The sequence below is a fragment of the Pseudaquabacterium pictum genome (genome assembly GCF_005403045.1).
Classification (GTDB): Bacteria; Pseudomonadota; Gammaproteobacteria; order Burkholderiales; family Burkholderiaceae_C; genus Pseudaquabacterium; species Pseudaquabacterium pictum.
This window is the reverse complement of sequence record NZ_BJCL01000016.1, coordinates 48,053-63,604: the sequence shown is the minus strand read 5'-3', so window position 1 is coordinate 63,604 and position 15,552 is coordinate 48,053. Positions and strand designations below refer to the sequence as shown.

16 protein-coding genes and 1 pseudogene are annotated in these 15,552 nt (G+C 71.5%); 5 read left to right on the top strand and 12 right to left on the bottom strand.

Annotated features, from left to right (window positions below; translation table 11 throughout):
• Positions 1-15 precede the first annotated feature (15 nt).
• The 5 genes and pseudogenes from FFT10_RS28405 to FFT10_RS22515 form a co-directional block, all read right to left on the bottom strand.
• A pseudogene (locus FFT10_RS28405) lies at positions 16-525 on the bottom strand (ABC transporter ATP-binding protein); the annotation flags it as partial.
• A complete protein-coding gene (locus FFT10_RS22530) occupies positions 522-1,292 on the bottom strand; it encodes an ABC transporter ATP-binding protein (RefSeq protein ID WP_137735136.1) in 771 nt (256 codons plus the stop codon). The gene FFT10_RS22530 and the pseudogene FFT10_RS28405, both read right to left, overlap by 4 nt.
• Positions 1,289-2,305 carry a branched-chain amino acid ABC transporter permease gene (locus FFT10_RS22525; protein ID WP_137735135.1) on the bottom strand — a complete coding sequence of 339 codons (1,017 nt, stop codon included), beginning with the start codon at positions 2,303-2,305 and terminating at the stop codon, positions 1,289-1,291. The genes FFT10_RS22530 and FFT10_RS22525 overlap by 4 nt, the downstream gene beginning before the upstream one ends.
• On the bottom strand, positions 2,302-3,183 hold the full coding sequence (locus FFT10_RS22520; RefSeq protein WP_137735134.1) for a branched-chain amino acid ABC transporter permease: 882 nt from the start codon (positions 3,181-3,183) through the stop codon (positions 2,302-2,304). The genes FFT10_RS22525 and FFT10_RS22520 overlap by 4 nt, the downstream gene beginning before the upstream one ends.
• Positions 3,184-3,210: 27 nt before the next feature.
• Positions 3,211-4,401 (bottom strand): amino acid ABC transporter substrate-binding protein, encoded by a 1,191-nt coding sequence (locus FFT10_RS22515; protein WP_137735133.1) that lies wholly within the window; start codon positions 4,399-4,401, stop codon positions 3,211-3,213.
• A 237-nt stretch (positions 4,402-4,638) separates the two neighbouring features.
• Between FFT10_RS22515 and FFT10_RS22510 the strand changes: the two genes are divergently transcribed.
• Positions 4,639-5,574: an AraC-like ligand-binding domain-containing protein gene (locus tag FFT10_RS22510; RefSeq protein WP_137735132.1), complete on the top strand. Its 936-nt coding sequence runs from the start codon at positions 4,639-4,641 to the stop codon at positions 5,572-5,574.
• A gap of 10 nt (positions 5,575-5,584) precedes the next feature.
• On the opposite strand, the gene FFT10_RS22505 is transcribed toward FFT10_RS22510, so the two are convergent.
• The 4 genes from FFT10_RS22505 to FFT10_RS22490 form a co-directional block, all read right to left on the bottom strand.
• Complete coding sequence (locus FFT10_RS22505; RefSeq protein WP_137735131.1) at positions 5,585-5,953, bottom strand: hypothetical protein; 369 nt, start codon at positions 5,951-5,953, stop codon at positions 5,585-5,587.
• 140 nt (positions 5,954-6,093) lie between these two features.
• Positions 6,094-6,312 (bottom strand): hypothetical protein, encoded by a 219-nt coding sequence (locus tag FFT10_RS22500; protein ID WP_137735130.1) that lies wholly within the window; start codon positions 6,310-6,312, stop codon positions 6,094-6,096.
• A 140-nt stretch (positions 6,313-6,452) separates the two neighbouring features.
• Positions 6,453-6,689, bottom strand: a complete 237-nt coding sequence (locus tag FFT10_RS22495) for a hypothetical protein (RefSeq protein WP_137735129.1) — start codon at positions 6,687-6,689, stop codon at positions 6,453-6,455.
• Between the two features lie 28 nt (positions 6,690-6,717).
• A complete protein-coding gene (locus FFT10_RS22490; RefSeq protein WP_228027249.1) occupies positions 6,718-7,680 on the bottom strand; it encodes a DMT family transporter in 963 nt (320 codons plus the stop codon).
• Between the two features lie 158 nt (positions 7,681-7,838).
• Here FFT10_RS22490 and FFT10_RS22485 point away from each other — a divergent pair, with 158 nt between their 5' ends.
• From FFT10_RS22485 to FFT10_RS22470, 4 genes are all read left to right on the top strand, one after another.
• Positions 7,839-8,774, top strand: coding sequence for an NAD(P)-dependent oxidoreductase (locus FFT10_RS22485; RefSeq protein WP_137735127.1), 936 nt, complete (start codon positions 7,839-7,841; stop codon positions 8,772-8,774).
• Positions 8,775-8,834: 60 nt separating this feature from the next.
• The gene (locus FFT10_RS22480; protein WP_137735126.1) at positions 8,835-10,229 is read left to right on the top strand and encodes an MmgE/PrpD family protein; all 1,395 of its coding nucleotides are present in this window, start codon (positions 8,835-8,837) and stop codon (positions 10,227-10,229) included.
• A 107-nt stretch (positions 10,230-10,336) separates the two neighbouring features.
• Positions 10,337-10,753, top strand: coding sequence for a BLUF domain-containing protein (locus FFT10_RS22475; RefSeq protein ID WP_137735125.1), 417 nt, complete (start codon positions 10,337-10,339; stop codon positions 10,751-10,753).
• Positions 10,754-10,850: 97 nt separating this feature from the next.
• Complete coding sequence (locus FFT10_RS22470; protein WP_137735124.1) at positions 10,851-12,437, top strand: acyl-CoA synthetase; 1,587 nt, start codon at positions 10,851-10,853, stop codon at positions 12,435-12,437.
• Between the two features lie 18 nt (positions 12,438-12,455).
• On the opposite strand, the gene FFT10_RS28040 is transcribed toward FFT10_RS22470, so the two are convergent.
• From FFT10_RS28040 to FFT10_RS22455, 3 genes are all read right to left on the bottom strand, one after another.
• The gene (locus FFT10_RS28040; RefSeq protein ID WP_137735123.1) at positions 12,456-14,060 is read right to left on the bottom strand and encodes a DVUA0089 family protein; all 1,605 of its coding nucleotides are present in this window, start codon (positions 14,058-14,060) and stop codon (positions 12,456-12,458) included.
• A gap of 26 nt (positions 14,061-14,086) precedes the next feature.
• On the bottom strand, positions 14,087-15,079 hold the full coding sequence (locus FFT10_RS28650; protein WP_137735122.1) for a DNRLRE domain-containing protein: 993 nt from the start codon (positions 15,077-15,079) through the stop codon (positions 14,087-14,089).
• A 133-nt stretch (positions 15,080-15,212) separates the two neighbouring features.
• Positions 15,213-15,551: a hypothetical protein gene (locus FFT10_RS22455; protein ID WP_137735121.1), complete on the bottom strand. Its 339-nt coding sequence runs from the start codon at positions 15,549-15,551 to the stop codon at positions 15,213-15,215.
• Between the last annotated feature and the right edge of the window lies 1 nt (position 15,552).

Sequence of the window (15,552 nt, the reverse complement as noted above, 5' to 3'; positions counted from 1 at the left end):
CAGCGAGGGCTCGTCCAGCATCAGCAGGCGCGGCGCGCTCATCATGGCGCGGGCCACCGCCACCATCTGCTGCTCGCCGCCGCTCATCGTGCCGGCCAGCTGGCGGGCGCGTTGCTTCAGTTTCGGGAAATCCTCGTAGGCCTGGGCGATGCGGCGCTCCCGCTCGGCCGGCGCCACCAGCCAGCCGCCCAGTTCCAGGTTTTCATGCACCGTCATCTGGGCGAACAGCTGCCGGCCCTCGGGCACCAGCACCAGGCCACGCTTCACCAGATCGCTGGTCTTGGCGTCGGTGGGCAGGTCTTCGCCGTCCAGCGTCAGCGTGCCGCCGCGCGGGATCAGGCCGTTCACCGCCTTCAGCAGCGTGGTCTTGCCGGCGCCGTTGGGGCCCAGGATCACGGTGAGCCCGGGGCGGGCTTCCAGCGAGACGTCGCGCAGCACCAGGAAGGCGCCGTAGCCGGCCGACAGGTTGCGGATGCGCAGGTGGGCCAGGCGCTGGTCCAGCGCGGCCTCGATGTCGTTCTTCATGCCGCGGCCTCTTCCTGGGTGCTCGCCATGTCGCTCATCTCGTCGCCCAGGTAGGCCTCCACCACCTCGGCATTGCGCACCACCTCGGCCGGCGTGCCGTCGGCGATCTTGCGGCCCTGGTGCAGCACGATCACCCGCTCCACATAACGCAGCAGGGTGGTCACCGCATGCTCGATCCAGATCACCGTCAGGTCCAGCTCGTCGCGCAGGCGGCGGATCAGCTGCGCCATCGCGTCCACCTCGGCCTCGGTCAGGCCGGCGGCCACTTCATCCAGCAGCAGGATGCGTGGCCGCGTGGCCAGCGCCATGCCGATCTCCAGCAGCCGCTGCTGGCTGGGCGTGATGGCGGCGGCCGGCAAATTGGCCTGAGCCGTCAGGCCGATCAGGTTCAGGATGCTGGCCGCGTCCTTCAGCAGCCAGCTGGCCTGGCGGCCCCGGCCGGCGAACTGCAGGCCGAAGTCGATGTTGGCCGCCACGCCCAGGCCCGCGAAGACCCGCGGCGTCTGGAAGGTGCGGGCCACGCCCGCGGCGGCATAGCGGTGCGGCTTGGCGCCGGTCAGCCGCTTGCCACCGGCAAACAGCTCGCCGCCGGTGGGCGGCTGCACGCCCGACAGCGCATTGAAGAAGGTGGTCTTGCCCGCGCCGTTGGGGCCGATGATGCCCACCAGCTCACCGGCGCCGAAGGCCGCGCTCACCGCGTCCACGGCAGTCAGGCCGCCGAAGCGCACCGTCACATCCCGCGCTTCCAGCAGGGGGTGGTTGGTCATCGCGCTGCTCCCGGGCGGCGGCGCAACTCGGTCATCCAGCCGCGCCAGTCGTCACGCCACTGGGTGAAGGTGGACGCGCGCACCGAGGCCAGGCCGCCCGGCAGGTACAACACGCACAGGATCAGCAGCAGGCCCAGCGTCATCAGGTAGAGCTGCGGCGCGGCCAGGCGCAGCGTCTCGGCCAGCAGGCTGAACACCACCGCGGCGATCAGCGGGCCCCACAGCGTGGCCACGCCGCCGATCAGCGCGATCAGCACCGTCTGGAAACCGATGAAGGGGTTGAACACCGTGCCGGGGTCGATGTAGGTCCAGCGCACGCTCATCGCCGCGCCCACCGCGCCGGCAAAGGCGGCGGTCAGCATGAAGCCCAGCACCTTGACGACGCGGGTGTTGACGCCCAGCGTCTGGGCGCGCTGCTCGTCGGCGCCGATGCCGGCCAGCGCCAGGCCGAAGCGGGTGCGCCGCAGCACGATGCTGGCGGCCACCGCCAGCACCGCCAGCAGCAGCACGGTGCCGTAGATCACGTCGCGCTCGGGCACCACGGTCAGCACCCGGCCCACGGTGCCGGTGACCTGCTTCTCCCAGTAGGTGACGGCATGGCGGATCAGCTCGGTCATGCCGAAGGTCAGCACCGCGAAATAGGTGCCGCGCAGGTGCAGCACGGCCGCGCCCATGATGCCGGCCACGCCGGCGGCCACCGCGGCGCCGGCGGCGATCACGCCCCACCAGCCCAGGTTCTCGATGAAGATGGCGCTGAAGTAGGCGCCGATGCCGAAGAAGGCCGCGGTGGCCAACGACAGATAGCGCGTGGTGCCGCAGAACAGCGTCCAGCTGGTGGCCAGGGCCACGTACATCAGGCAGGTGAGTGCCATCGAGACGGCGAACTCGCTGCCCCAGTGGGGGATGGCCAGGGCCCAGCCGGTCAGCGCCAGCAGCACCAGGCTGTCGCGGCCGAGCAGGCGGCGGTCCAGCAGCCAGCCAGTGAGCCGTTCATTCCAGGAGGTGGAGTTCATCGCTTGTTGAACAGCCCGTTGGGCTTCCACAGCAGCACGCCGATGAACACCGCATACGACAGCAGGCTCTTCAGCGAGGGGTTGGTGAAGTGCATGCCCACGGCCTCGATCACGCCCAGCGCCAGGCCGCCGGCCAGCGCGCCGCCCATGCTGCCAAAGCCGCCCAGGGTGATGACGATCAGCGCGGTGACGGTGTAGGGCTCGCCCATCGACGGGGTGATGGTGTAGGCCATGCTCAGCAGGCAGCCGGCCACGCCCGACAGGCCCAGCCCCACGCCGAACATCAGCGGGTGCAGGCGCTGGGTGTCGATGCCCACCAGCTGCGCGCCGGTGGGGCTCTGCATCAGCGCACGCACGCCCTTGCCCAGCAGGGTGCGCTGGAGCACCACGATCAGCGCCACCGCAAAGGCCAGGCTGAAGAACGCCAGCAGCAGCTTGTTGCCGGCGAACTGCACGCCACCGCCGAACTTCACCGGCTCGGTCAGGTAGTCGTAGCCACGCAGGTCGGCGCCCCACACGCTCTGCGCCAGGTTCTGCACCAGGAACATCAGCCCGAAGGCCACCATCAGGCCACGCGCCTCGAACACGTCCACATCCGGGCTGGTGCGGGCCAGCCGGCGGAAGGTGAGGCGGTGCACCACCATGCCCACCGCCATCAGCAGGCCGAAGCTCAGCGGCACCATCAGCAGCGGGTGCAGGCCCAGCTGGCTGTGCGCCATCCAGGTGATGAAGGCGCCCAGCATCAGGAACTCGCCATGGGCGATGTTCAGGATGCGCATCAGCCCGTACTGCAGGTTCAGCCCCAGGCCCACCAGCGCATACACCGCGCCGGTGATCAGGCCTGAGGCCAGCAGTTCCAGCCAGGCGGTGAAGGTCATCGCGTCAGGCGCCCGCAGTCGACTGGATCAGACCCAGGCCGGCTTGGCCGGGTTCAGCGGCGCGGTGGCACGGGCCTTGGGCCAGACCACCTCGAACTCGCCCTTCTGCCACTGGCTGACGGTGCCGGGCACGCCCACGTTCTCGCTGCCGGCGAACTTCACGTCGCCGATGATGGTCTTGTGGGTGCCGGCGGCCACGTAGTCGCGGATGGCCTTGCGGTCCAGGCCCACCTTGGCCACTGCGGCGGTCAGGATCTCCAACCCGGCCCAGGTGTGGCCGCTGGCCCAGCGGTCGGGTTCCTTCTGGGCGCTGAACTTCTTCGCATGGGCATCGAAGTAGGCCTTGGCGCCGGGGCTGGTCTTGCCGTTCCAGCTGCCCATGCCCAGCACGCCCTCGGCGCCGTCCTTCATCACGTTGCGGTACAGCTGGAAGGCGGTACCCACGCTGGCGTAGAAGAACTTCGGGTTGAAGCCGATCTCCTTGGCCTGGCGGCTGGCCAGGATGGTGTCGGGCGGGTAGGTCAGGCCGATGAAGGCATCGGGGTTCTTGGCCTGGATGCCACGCAGAACGGGCCCCAGGTCCTTCACGCCCAGCGGATAGCTCTTGTCTTCGACCAGGCTGATGCCGCTGCCCTGCAGCGCCACCTTCAGTGCGGCGTAGTTCTCCAGGCCGAACAGGTCGTCCACATAGACCACGGCCGCGGTCTTGGCGCCGTTGGCCTTGAGCATGTCGACCAGCGCGTCCATCATCGGCTTGGGCTGCTGCAGCAGCAGGAAGAAGTACGGCAGCTTCATCTCCACCAGCCGGCGGCTCAGCGCGGTGGGCGCCAGGAACGGGTACTGGAAGCGGTTGGCCAGCGGGGCCACGGCGAAGTTGGCGTTGCTGCCCCAGGGCGGCAGGATCAGGTCGACCTTGTCGCTGCCCATCAGCTTCTCGTAGGTGCGCACGCAGGTCTCGATGTTGCTCTGGTCGTCGCTGCTGATCAGCTCGATCGGGCGCTTGGTGCCCTTCACATCCAGCCCGCCGGCGGCATTCACCTGTTCGGCCCAAAGCAGGTAGTTGGGTTCCTGGCTGGTCTGGGCGCCCACGCTCCAGGGGCCGGTGCGGGCCATGGCGTAGCCGATGCGCACGGGCGCGGCCTGGGCCAGGGCGGGCAGGGCGGCGCTGGCGCCGGCGGCGGCCAGGGCCTGCAGGGCAGTGCGGCGGTGCAAGGTCATGGGGCTGTCTCCTGGTGGTGGTGTGGCAGCGGATTCTTCGCGGCCGGGGGCCGGCCGGCTTTGCTGGCCGTGCACCGGGCTTGACGCGGCGTGCACGCCGGGGGCGGACTTTCCCGCAGGCCGGTCCCGGGGAAGGGTTATCGCGGCCCCGCGCCAGGCCACCGGGCGCTACATTGCCGCGCCGCTGCCCCTTCCATCCGCCGCCGCACCCACCCGATGCCGCAAAGCCCGCAGACCATGGACACCAGTGTCGTCCCGCCCGCCGAGCGGGTGGCGCACTGGCGCGGCTTCATCGGCCGGCTGTTCCAGGGGCTGAAGAGCGACGAGTACGGCGACACCGATTTCGACGGCCGCGCCCGCACCCTGCAGGCCGGTGATCTGGTGCTGACCCGGCTGGAGGCCACGCGCCACCGCGTCACCCGCTCACCGGCGGCGGCGCGCCGGGGCGACACGCCGTTCCTGAAGATCGTCGCGCCCTGGACCGGCTGCGCCGGCGTCGAGCAGATGGGCCGCGAGACCTGGGTGACGCCGGGCCAGTGGTGCATCTACGACACCACCGACAGCTATGCGGTGGCCAACCCCGAGCGGGTGGAGCACCTGATCGTGATGGTGCCCAAGCCGCTGCTGGCCGAGCGTGGGCTCGACCTGGACGCGCTGATGGCCCGCCGCCTGGGCGGCAGCGGCGGCATCTCCACGCTGGCGCTGCAGACCATGCGCAATGCCTTTGCCGAACTGCCCAGCATGCCCGATGCGGCCGCCCGCGGCGTGGGCGACGCCATCGTGCAGCTGCTGCACCTGAGCCTGCTGGACCTGGCCGGCCAGGCCACCGCCCAGACCCAGCGCGAGGCGCTGCGCGCCCGCATCAAGCAGCATGTGGGGCTGCACCTGGCCGACCCGCGGCTGACGGTGGACGGCATCGCCGCGGCGTTGCACTGCAGCCGCCGCCAGCTCTACAACGCCTTTGCCGAAGAGCCCGACGGCGTGGCCGGCTACATCCTGGCGCAGCGCCTGGCGGCCTGCCGGCGCCTGCTGCAGGACCGCAGCCAGCTGCACCGCAGCCTGACCGACATCGCGCTGTCGCTGGGCTTCCAGAACATGGCCCACTTCAGCCGTGTGGCGCGTGCCGACCTGGGCATGCCGCCCAGCGATTTCCGGCGCCTGGCCTGCGGCTGAGGCCGCGCAGTCATCGCGGCTCGAACTTCACCACTTCGCCGCTCTCGCGCTTCAGGTACAGCGTGCCGTCCTTGGTCCGGATCTCGTTGCAGGCGGGCTTGAGCTGCCTGCCTTCGCCGCAGACGGTGCTGTCCTTGACGCTCCACTTGCCCGAATCGGCGAAGCTGCCGGCATTGATGAACCAGTAGCCGTTGGCGTTGTACTGCACGCGCCAGGGTGCGCCGCTGGCCGGCTGCACATGGAACACCTTGTCGGTGAGCGCCTTGCCCAGGTCCTCGGCCGTCAGTGGCGTGGCGCCTTCGGGGAAACTGGTGGGGGCGGTCTGGGCGAGTGCGCTGCCGGCGGCAGTCGCCAGCAGCAACAGGATGAATCGGCGCATGGGCAGGCTCCTTGGGGGCGGGTTGGTGTCCGCGCGCAACAGCTGCAGCGTCGGACGGCGCCGAGTGTGTCGACCGGCGGCCGCCTGTGCATCGTTCATCTTGCTGGCGCCGGCTGGCGCTGACCACTGCCCAGGCCGGGTCAGCCCTGCATCAAGTCCCGCGCGGCCTCGCGCAGCTGGCGGGCCAGCGCGGGGTCGCTGTGGGCCTTCAGCCGGGCCATGCGCAGCAGCTCGGGCTGGGCACGGCGGGCGCTGGCCTGCAGCAGGGCCTGCCAGACGGCCAGGCCGGTGCGGCGCAGGCCGCCGGACGCGGAACGGTTGGCACGGGGGTAGGTGCCGCTGGTGATCGATGCCGACATGGTGATTGCTCCTGTGGCCGGGGCAACGGGATCGCCGCCTGTCCAGCACAGCCGCAATACTAGGGTTTACCCGCAATCTTGGGGTGGGCAAATCTGCATGGCCCAGGTGCGGCGGTGGCTTTTGCCACGCCTGGGCGGGCTCAGAACCGGCTCTTGGGCTTCTTCTTGTCGAAGTCGGCCAGTTGCTGCTTGAGCAGCAGGAACAGCACGCGGGCGTTCTCTTCGGTCAGCTTCAGCACCGTGGACGGCTCCAGCGTGCCGTCGTCGTCGCGGTGGCGGGGCTGCGGCTGCACCGCGGCGTCCAGCCGCATGTAGACCAGGCCGTGGCCCTGGTGCATGGACTTCACCCGCCGGATCTCGATGTCGTAGGTCTTCATGCCCCGATTGTCGGCAATTGGCCGGCCCTCAGGGGCTGCCGTTGGCCTCGGCCTCGGCTTCCACCTCGGCGGCATTGCGCTTGCGGGCGGCCGCCTTGGCCGATTCCCGCCGCGCCAGCCACAGCGTGGCGCTGGCGATCACCACGCCGCCGATGATGGTGCTCTGGCTGGGGATGTCGGAGAACAGCAGGAAGCCCATCAGCGCCGACCACACCAGGTCGAGGAACTTGGCCGACTGCGTGGCCGAGATGTCGGCCGCGGCGAAGCTGCGCGTCAGGCAGTAGTGGCCGGCGCTGCCCAGGAAGCCGCTGACCAGGAAGCCCAGCCACTGCCAGCCCGTCAACGGCGCCCACACCCACAGCGCCAGCGGCAGGGTGATGATGGACACCGTGATCGACTGCCACACCAGGATCACGCCCGGTGTCTCGTAGCGTGTCATCGCCTTGGTCAGCAGGAAGCTCACCGCAAACACCGGCGCCGATGCCAGCATCATCAGGTGGTACCAGCCGCCGCTGGCCGACAGCTTCGGCCCCACCACGATCAGCACGCCGCCGAAGCCCAGCGCCACCGCCACCCAGCGCTCCCAGTGCATCGGCTCCTTGAAGGCCAGGTAGGCGCCGATCATGATGAAGATCGGCCCGGTGAAGCCGATGGCCGTCATGTCGGCCAGCGGGATCTGCGGCAGCGCGGTGAACCACAGGCACAGCCCCACGGTGTGGGCCAGGCCGCGGCTGAACTGGTCGCGCATGTTCTTCGGCATGAAGTTGGCCACGCCGCCGCGCCAGACCAGCGGCAGGATCACCAGCAGGCCGAAGGCATACCGCAGGAACTGCGCCTGGAACGGGTCGATCTGCTGGGTCAGCAGCCGCATCAGCGCATTGAGCATGCTGAAGATGAAGCCGGCGGCGCTGGTCCACAGCAGGCCGCGGGTGGTCGGGCTCCAGTGCTGGCTGCGCCGCGCCAGCGCCTGCTGGTAGCGGGACAAGATCATGAGGGGCATCAGGAGCGGGCGCGGCGCAGGCTGCGGTCAGGGGCAACCCTGGAGCGTCTCCGCCGCCGGGCGGCACGGCTGTCATGCCCGCGACACGCCCCATGCCCGCCACCTGTGCACGCTTGCGGCTGCGCTGCCCACCCGCCCCAGGAGCCCCGATGTCCGCCACCCCGTCCCTGTCCCTCGGTTTCATCGGCCTCGGCGTGATGGGCGCGCCCATGGCCGGCCATCTGGCGGCCGCCGGCCACCGCCTCACGCTGCTGGATGCCGATGCCGCCGCCGCCCGCCAGGTGGCCGAGCGCCTGGGCCCGGGCGCCCGGGTGGCCGCCACGCCGGCCGAGGTGGCGGCGCACAGCGACACCATCCTCACCATGCTGCCCAACGGCAGCGTGGTGCAGCAGGTGGCGCTGGGCGAGGCCGGTCTGATCCACGGCCTGCGGCCGGGGGCGCTGCTGCTGGATTGCTCGTCGGCCGAGCCCTGGCTGACCGAGGCCACCGCCGCGGCGCTGGCCGAGCGCGGCGGCCGCATGGTCGACGCGCCGGTGTCGGGCGCCGCCTGGGGCGCGGCCGAGGCCAACCTGGTGTTCATGGTCGGCGGCGCTGCCGACGATCTGGCCCGGGTGCGCCCGCTGCTCGACCGCATGGGCCGGGCCGTGTTCCACCTCGGCCCGCTGGGCGCCGGCCATGCGATGAAGTGCATCAACAACCTGATCACCGCGCTGACCTTCAGCGCCACCGCCGAGGGCCTGGTGATCGGCAAGCGCTACGGGCTGGACCCGGCGGCCATGGTCGACGTGCTCAATGAGAGCACCGGCCAGAGCTGGATCACCCAGAACCACATCCGCCAGCGCATCCTCAGCCGCAGCTTCGACGATCCGTTCAAGCTGGCGCTGATGCGCAAGGACGTGGGCATCGCCAACACCCTGGCGCGCGAGACCGGCACCGCCGCGCCGCTGGCCGGCCTGGGCCAGCAGCTGTGGCAGGCCGCCGAGCATGCCGCCGGGCCGGAGGCCAGCGTCAGCGAGCTGGTGCGCTGGGTGGAGCAGCTCAGCGGCACGGCCATCACGCCCGGCGCCGGGCCACGCCAGGGCTGACCCCGGCAGGGCACCACCGGCCTCGCACGCACCACCATCCAGACCTGGGACATCCGCCCGATGCTGCCGACCACCACCGACGCCACCCCCGAGCAGCAGCTCGCCCGCTTCGTCGTCCAGCTGGCGCCAGCGGATGTGCCGGCCGATGCCCGCCGCACCGTGCAGCACATGGTGCGCGCGGTGGCTGGCACCGCGCTGGCCGGCGCGGGCGAGGACGGCATCGCCGCGCTGCGCCAGCTGCTGCTGGAGCGTGGCGGCGCGCCGCAGGCGCCGCTGCTGGTTTTCGGCGATCTGCTGCCTGCGGCAGCGGCCGCCCAGTTCAACGCCACGCTGTGCCGCGCGCTGGACTACTGCGATGCCATGGCCCCCGGCCCGCACCTGGGTGCGGCCCTGCTGCCGGCGGCGCTGGCCGCGGCCGCGCTGGCGCCGGTCTGCACCGGCGAGGACCTGGTGGCCGCGCTGGCCGTGGGCGCCGAACTGGCGGCGCGGTTCAACCTCAGCGAGGCGCAGTACGACGGCTTCGACCCCACCGGCCTCTGCGTGGTCTTCGGCGCCGCCGCCACCGCGGCGCGGCTGCTGCGGCTGACCGAGACCCAGACCCTGCATGCGCTGGCCCTGGCCTTCAACCGCTGCGGCGGCAGCTTCCAGAGCCATGTCGACGGCTCGCTGGGCGTGCGCATCACCCAGGGCTGGGTGGCGCAGGCCGGGGTGGAATGCGCGCAGATGGCCCGGCTGGGCATCACCGGGCCGCAGCACTTCCTGGCCGGCAGCTGCGGCTACGCCCATCTGTACGGCCGCGGCACGCTGGATCCGGCCAGCCTGGTGGCCGGTCTGGGGCGGACCTGGCGGCTGGACCGCATGATGTTCAAGCAGTTCCCCAGCTGTGGCGTCACCCAGGGTGTCACCGCGCTGGTGCTGCAGCTGGCAGCACAGCATCGGCTGCAGGCCGACCAGGTGACCCAGGCCACGGTGCGCCTGCCGCCCTATGCCCACCGGCTGGTGGGCCAGCCGTTCAAGATCGGCGCCAACCCGCGGGTCGATGCCCAGTTCAGCGCGGCCTGGTGCGTGGCCAACGCGCTGCTGCGCGGCCGGCCGCAGCTGGCGCACTTCGAGCCGGCGCGGGTGGCCGATCCGGCCCTGCAGCCGCTGATCCAGCGCATCACCGTGCTGGCCGATCCGGCGCTGGACGTGCGCGGCCACACCGCGGTGGACCTCGCCATCACCACCACCGACGGCCGGCAGCTGCAGGCCGGCCTGGACACCGCGCCCGGCTACCCGGGCGCCGCGCTCAGCGACGCCCAGCACCAGACCCGGTTCGCCGACTGCCTGGCTTATGCCGCCAGCGCCGCGCCGCGGGCGTTGTCGGCCGCGCAGGTGCAGGCGCTGCAGGCGGCGCTGGCCGACCTGGGCGGGCTGCCCGATGCCCGCCAGCTGGCGGCACTGCTGGTGACCTGAGGCCGCACACCACGCGGGTAAACAGGCGCTGGCAAGCGGCACGGCGGGCCATACTGGGCCCGTCGCAGCCGTGCCCATCCTGGCCGGGCGCGGCGCGAGGATGCAGCATGTTCACCCTGGTCTATGTCAGCGCGGCGGTCACCTGGTTCTCTGACCGCGAGCTGCGGGCGCTGCTGGCGCAGTGCCGGCTCAGCAATGCGCAGACCGGCATCACCGGCATGCTGCTCTACAAGGACGGCAATTTCATGCAGGCGCTCGAGGGCGAGGAGCGCACGGTGCGGGCGCTGGAGGCCCGCATCGCCGCCGACCGCCGCCACCAGGGCATGGTGACGCTGCACAGCGGCACCGTGCCGCAGCGCCAGTTCAGCGACTGGACCATGGGCTTCTACGACCTGCGGGCACCGGCCGGTGACCTGCCGGCCGGCTACACCGAGTTCCTGGACACGCCGTTGCGCGACGAGGCCTTCCTGCCCGCGCCGCAGCGCTGCATGGACCTGATGCATGTGTTCCGGCGCATGAACTGAGGCTGCGGCCCGTGCCCGCGGGCCACCCGGTGATGCACCGATGGCAGCAGGCTGCACCAGCGGATACGGTGGCCGCAGCCTTCCACGGAGCCGCCGCATGACCCAAGACCTCGCACACCCCGCCCTGCGCCGCCAGACCCTGTCCGACCTGCTGCACCGCACCGCCAAGCGCCTGCCCCACAAGCCCGGCATCGTCTGCGGCGCCACCACCTGGACCTGGGGCCAGTTCGACGCCGTCGTCACCCGCCTGGCCGCCGGCCTGCATGCCCAGGGCGTGGCCCAGGGCGAGCATGTGGGCGTGCTGTCGCGCAACAGCCATGGCTTCGCGGCGCTGCGCTTCGCGCTGGCCCGGCTGGGCGCGGTGATGGTGCCGGTGAACTTCATGCTCAATGCCGACGAGGCGGCCTACATCCTGCGCCACGCCGGCGTCAAGCTGCTGGCCGTCGACAGCGGCCTGCATGCGCTGGGCCGTGACGCGGCGGCGAAGGACACCCAGATCAGCCGCTTCCTGTGGCTGCCGTCGGAAGACCCGAGCACCTGCCCGGAAGGCTGCCTGGACTTCCACGCGCTGATCCAGACCGACCTGGCCACGCACCCCTGCCCCGAGCCAACGTTCAACAGCCACCACCTGCTGCAGATCGTCTACACCAGCGGCACCGAGAGCCTGCCCAAGGGCGCGATGCTCACCCATGGCGCGGTGATCGACCAGTACGTCAGCTGCATCATCGAAGGCGAGATGGCCGAGGGCGACACCGTGCTGCATGCGCTGCCGCTGTACCACTGCGCCCAGCTCGATGTCTTCCTGGGCCCCAGCGTCTACCTGGGCAGCACCAGCATCATCACCAGCAAGCCGACACCCGAGAACCTGCTGCCGCTGGTCGAGAAGCACCGCGTCAGCCAGTTCTTCCTGCCGCCCACGGTGTGGATCGCCGTGCTGCGCAGCCCGCTGTTCAGCCAGCATGACCTGTCCAGCCTGCGCAAGGGCTACTACGGTGCCAGCATCATGCCGGTGGCGGTGATGCAGGAGCTGATCGAACGCATCCCGCAGATGCGCATCTGGAACTTCTACGGCCAGACCGAGATCGCGCCGCTGGCCACCGTGTTGAAACCGGAAGATCAATTGCGCAAGCCCGGCTCGGCGGGCAAGCCGGCCATCAATGTCGAGACCCGGGTGGTCGACGACCAGATGAACGACGTGGCGGTGGGCGAGATCGGCGAGATCGTGCACCGCAGCCCGCAGCTGCTGCTGGGCTACTTCCACGACCCCGAGCGCACGGCCGCGGCCTTTGCCGGCGGCTGGTTCCACTCGGGCGACCTGGCGGTGGTCGACGACGAGGGCTACATCAGCGTGGTCGACCGCAAGAAGGACATGATCAAGACCGGCGGCGAGAACGTGGCCAGCCGCGAGGTGGAGGAGGCGCTGTACCGCCTGGCCGGCGTCAGCGAGGTGGCGGTGATCGGCCTGCCGCACCCGCGCTGGATCGAGGCGGTGACCGCGGTGGTGGTGCAGAAGCCCGATGCCCGGCTCGATGAAGCCCAGGTCATCGCCCACTGCGCCAGCCAGCTGGCGCACTTCAAGACGCCCAAGGGCGTGGTCTTCGTTGACAGCCTGCCCAAGAACCCCAGCGGCAAGCTGCTCAAGCGCGAGTTGCGGCTGCGCTTCGAGGCCCATTACGGCCCCTGAGCAGCCACCGCCCCACCATCAGCGTGTGCTGCTGCTCACGTTGGTGGCAGAGGCGCAGTGCACGCGGGTGGTCAGCCTGCGCGTGACCGAGCCAGTGTTGACCGCCATGCAGCGCCAGGTGCTCGGGTTGTCGGTGCCCGCATAGGCCACCCGCACGTCGTAGGCGCCTGCGTCGAAGCCGATGTAGCCGCAGCTGCCGCCCACGGCATAGGTGTTGGCGGGGCAGGTCAGCGCCCGTGCCGCGCCGGTGCCGGCCGGCATGTCGTAGGTGTTGCTGATGAAGGTGAGGTTGACCGGCCCGGCCGGTCCGGTCTCGCCGCGCGGCCCCTGCGCACCCGTCGCCCCGGGGGCGCCAGTTGCACCCGGCGCGCCGTTGAGCCCGGGCAGGCCCTGCGGGCCGCGGTCGCCCTTGGGGCCCTGGTCGGCCAGCGTCAGGTCCAGGCGCGCCACATGGCCGGTGGCGGTGTTCTCCTTGCTGTCGAAGAACGCGACCGTGGCCGGGCTGGTCAGCGCCGGAGCGATCGCCCAGCCGAAGTTGGTGGCCGGGTTGCTGATCCAGGACTTCACCTGGGCGGTCACGTCCACCGCCATGTACTGGCCGGCTGCCGGCAGGGCCAGGTTGAACAGGCTGCTGCCGCCGGCCGGTGGCTGGCTGGCGGCGGTGACGGCGGACTCGGCCCAGTTGCCGTTGACCGGATGCAGGTCGATGGCGCCGGGGCTGCCGACGCGGTTGACGTACAGCACCAGCGTGGCCTTCACCAGCTTGGCCGCGGTGGTGCCGGCCGGCAGGGTGCCCAGGTCGAAGCGCAGCAGGCCGGTGGCGCCACCGCCCACGTTCAGCGTGGCGGCGCTGCCGAAGTTGCTGGCGGGCACGGCGGTGCTGGTGTGGGCATCGGCGGCCAGCGGCGCGTCCAGCGCCAGGGCCGGGCCAGCGGCCAGGGCGGCCAGCAGCGCGGGTGCCGCACGGCGGCGCCGACGCAGCAGGCCGGCCAGCGCCGCGAGCCCGCCGGCCCACAGCAGCGCGGTGCCGGGCTCGGGCACGGCGGTGACGGGGGCGGCCACATCGATGTCCAGCGCCCACTGGCCGGTGCGCTGGCTGCCGTCCACCCGCACGAAGCGGGCGGTCGGTTCGGCCGGGTTGCCCAGGTTGGCGGCGGTGTAATGGGGTTGGCCGGTCTGGCTGTACAGGCTGGCCACCGTGGCCAGGCTGGCGGGCAGGCTGGTGTCGGGCAGGTTGTCGTCCTGCGACAGCACCAGCAGGTAGCTGCCGGCGGTGATGCCGGTGTCCAGGCGCACATCCCAGCAGAAGCTGCCGACGCCGGTGCAGGTGTTGCCGCTGCCGCTCTGGCCGGTGACGTGGAAGCCGTCCGGTCCGAACAGCGACACCACCGGCGCAAAGCCGCCGGCCGCCACCAGCGTGCCTGCGGCGTTGACACCGCCGCTGTGCGACCAGGTGCTGATGCGCAGCGGCCCGGCCGCATCCAGCATGAAGCTGAACAGCGCCAGGTCGTCATCGTTCTGGAAGCTGCCCTGGAAGGACTGCACGGCAGCCGTGCTGGCCTGCGCCAGGCCCATGGCCAGGAAAGCGGCGCTCAGCAACCGCCGGGTGGACCGAAGGAACATGGGAACTCCTGTGGGGGGCTGGTCGCTCAGGGGCCGTTGGTGTTGCTGGCCTCGGCGCAGATGGCATAGATCTGCACCGCGCGGGACGCGCTGCTGTTGTTGGTCATCACACAGCGCCAGGTGGTCGTCGGCGTCGACGGGTTGGGGCCGCTGAAGTTGATCTTGATGTCCGGCGCGGCGTCGTTGAAGTCCCGGTGGCCGCAGCCGCCGCCGACGACCCGGGTGCCGGCGGGGCAGGCGAGGGTGCGCTCGGCCCGCACATTGCCGGCCATGCTGCTGTCGTTGCGGCGGTAGAACAGGTTCACTGGGCCGGCCGGGCCGGTGGCACCGGTCAGGCCCCGTGGGCCCTGGGGCCCGGTGGCGCCCGTGGGTCCGGTGGCGCCGGTCGCACCGGGCGCGCCAGGGAGCCCGGGCAGGCCCTGCGGGCCCGGGTCCCCCTTGGGGCCCTGGTCGGCCAGCGTCAGGTCCAGGCGTGCCACATGGCCGGTGGCGGTGTTCTCCTTGCTGTCGAAGAACGCGACCGTGGCCGGCGCGGTCAGGGCCGGGGCGATGGCCCAGCCGAAGTTGGTGGCCGGGTTGCTGATCCAGGTCTTCACCTGGGCGGTCACGTCCACCGCCATGTACTGGCCGGCTGCCGGCAGGGCCAGGCTGAACAGGCTGCTGCCGCCGGCCGGCGGCTGGCTGGCGGCGGTGACGGCGGACTCGGTCCAGTTGCCGTTGACCGGATGCAGGTCGATGGCGCCGGGGCTGCCGACGCGGTTGACGTACAGCACCAGCGTGGCCTTGCTCAGCTTGGCGGCAGTGGTGCCCGCGGGCAGCGTGCCGAGGTCGAAGCGCAGCAGGCCGGTGGCGCCACCGCCGACGTTCAGCGTGGCGGCGCTGCCGAAGTTGCTGGCGGGCACGGCGGTGCTGGTGTGGGCATCGGCGGCCAGCGGCGCGTCCAGCGCCAGGGCGTGGCCTGCGGTCAGCGAGGCCAGGGCGGCCGCGCCCAGCAGCCGTTGGGTTGAACGAAGGACCATGGGACCACCTCGCAGTCATGCGCCGCGTCGGCGGCACTGCTCGGCAATGTGGCATCCGGCGGCGCCAGGCGCAGCCACCCCAACCCCTTCGTTCGGGGGAATCCGGTTGAACTTTGACAGCTGCGGCGGCGGCTCAGCCCTGGCGGCTGCGGGGCTGCCAACGGTGCCGCAGGTCGACCACATGGCCGATGCCGGCCAGGGCCAGCAGCGCCAGCAGGAAGCCCAGCGGCGCGCCCGCCAGCAGCGCCAGCAGGGCGCCCATCAGGCCACCGCCTGCCACCAACGTGGGCAGCAGGCTGCGCGGCGGCAAGCCGCCGCCGGTGCGGCGGTGCCAGGCCAGCAGCAGCACGGCCTCCACCAGCATCGCGGCGGTGGCCAGGGCCACGGTCAGCGTCAACCAGGTCGGCACCAGTGGTGCCTCCGGCTGGCCCACGGCCAGCCAGCTCCAGAGCAGGACGATGGGGTCGTTCACC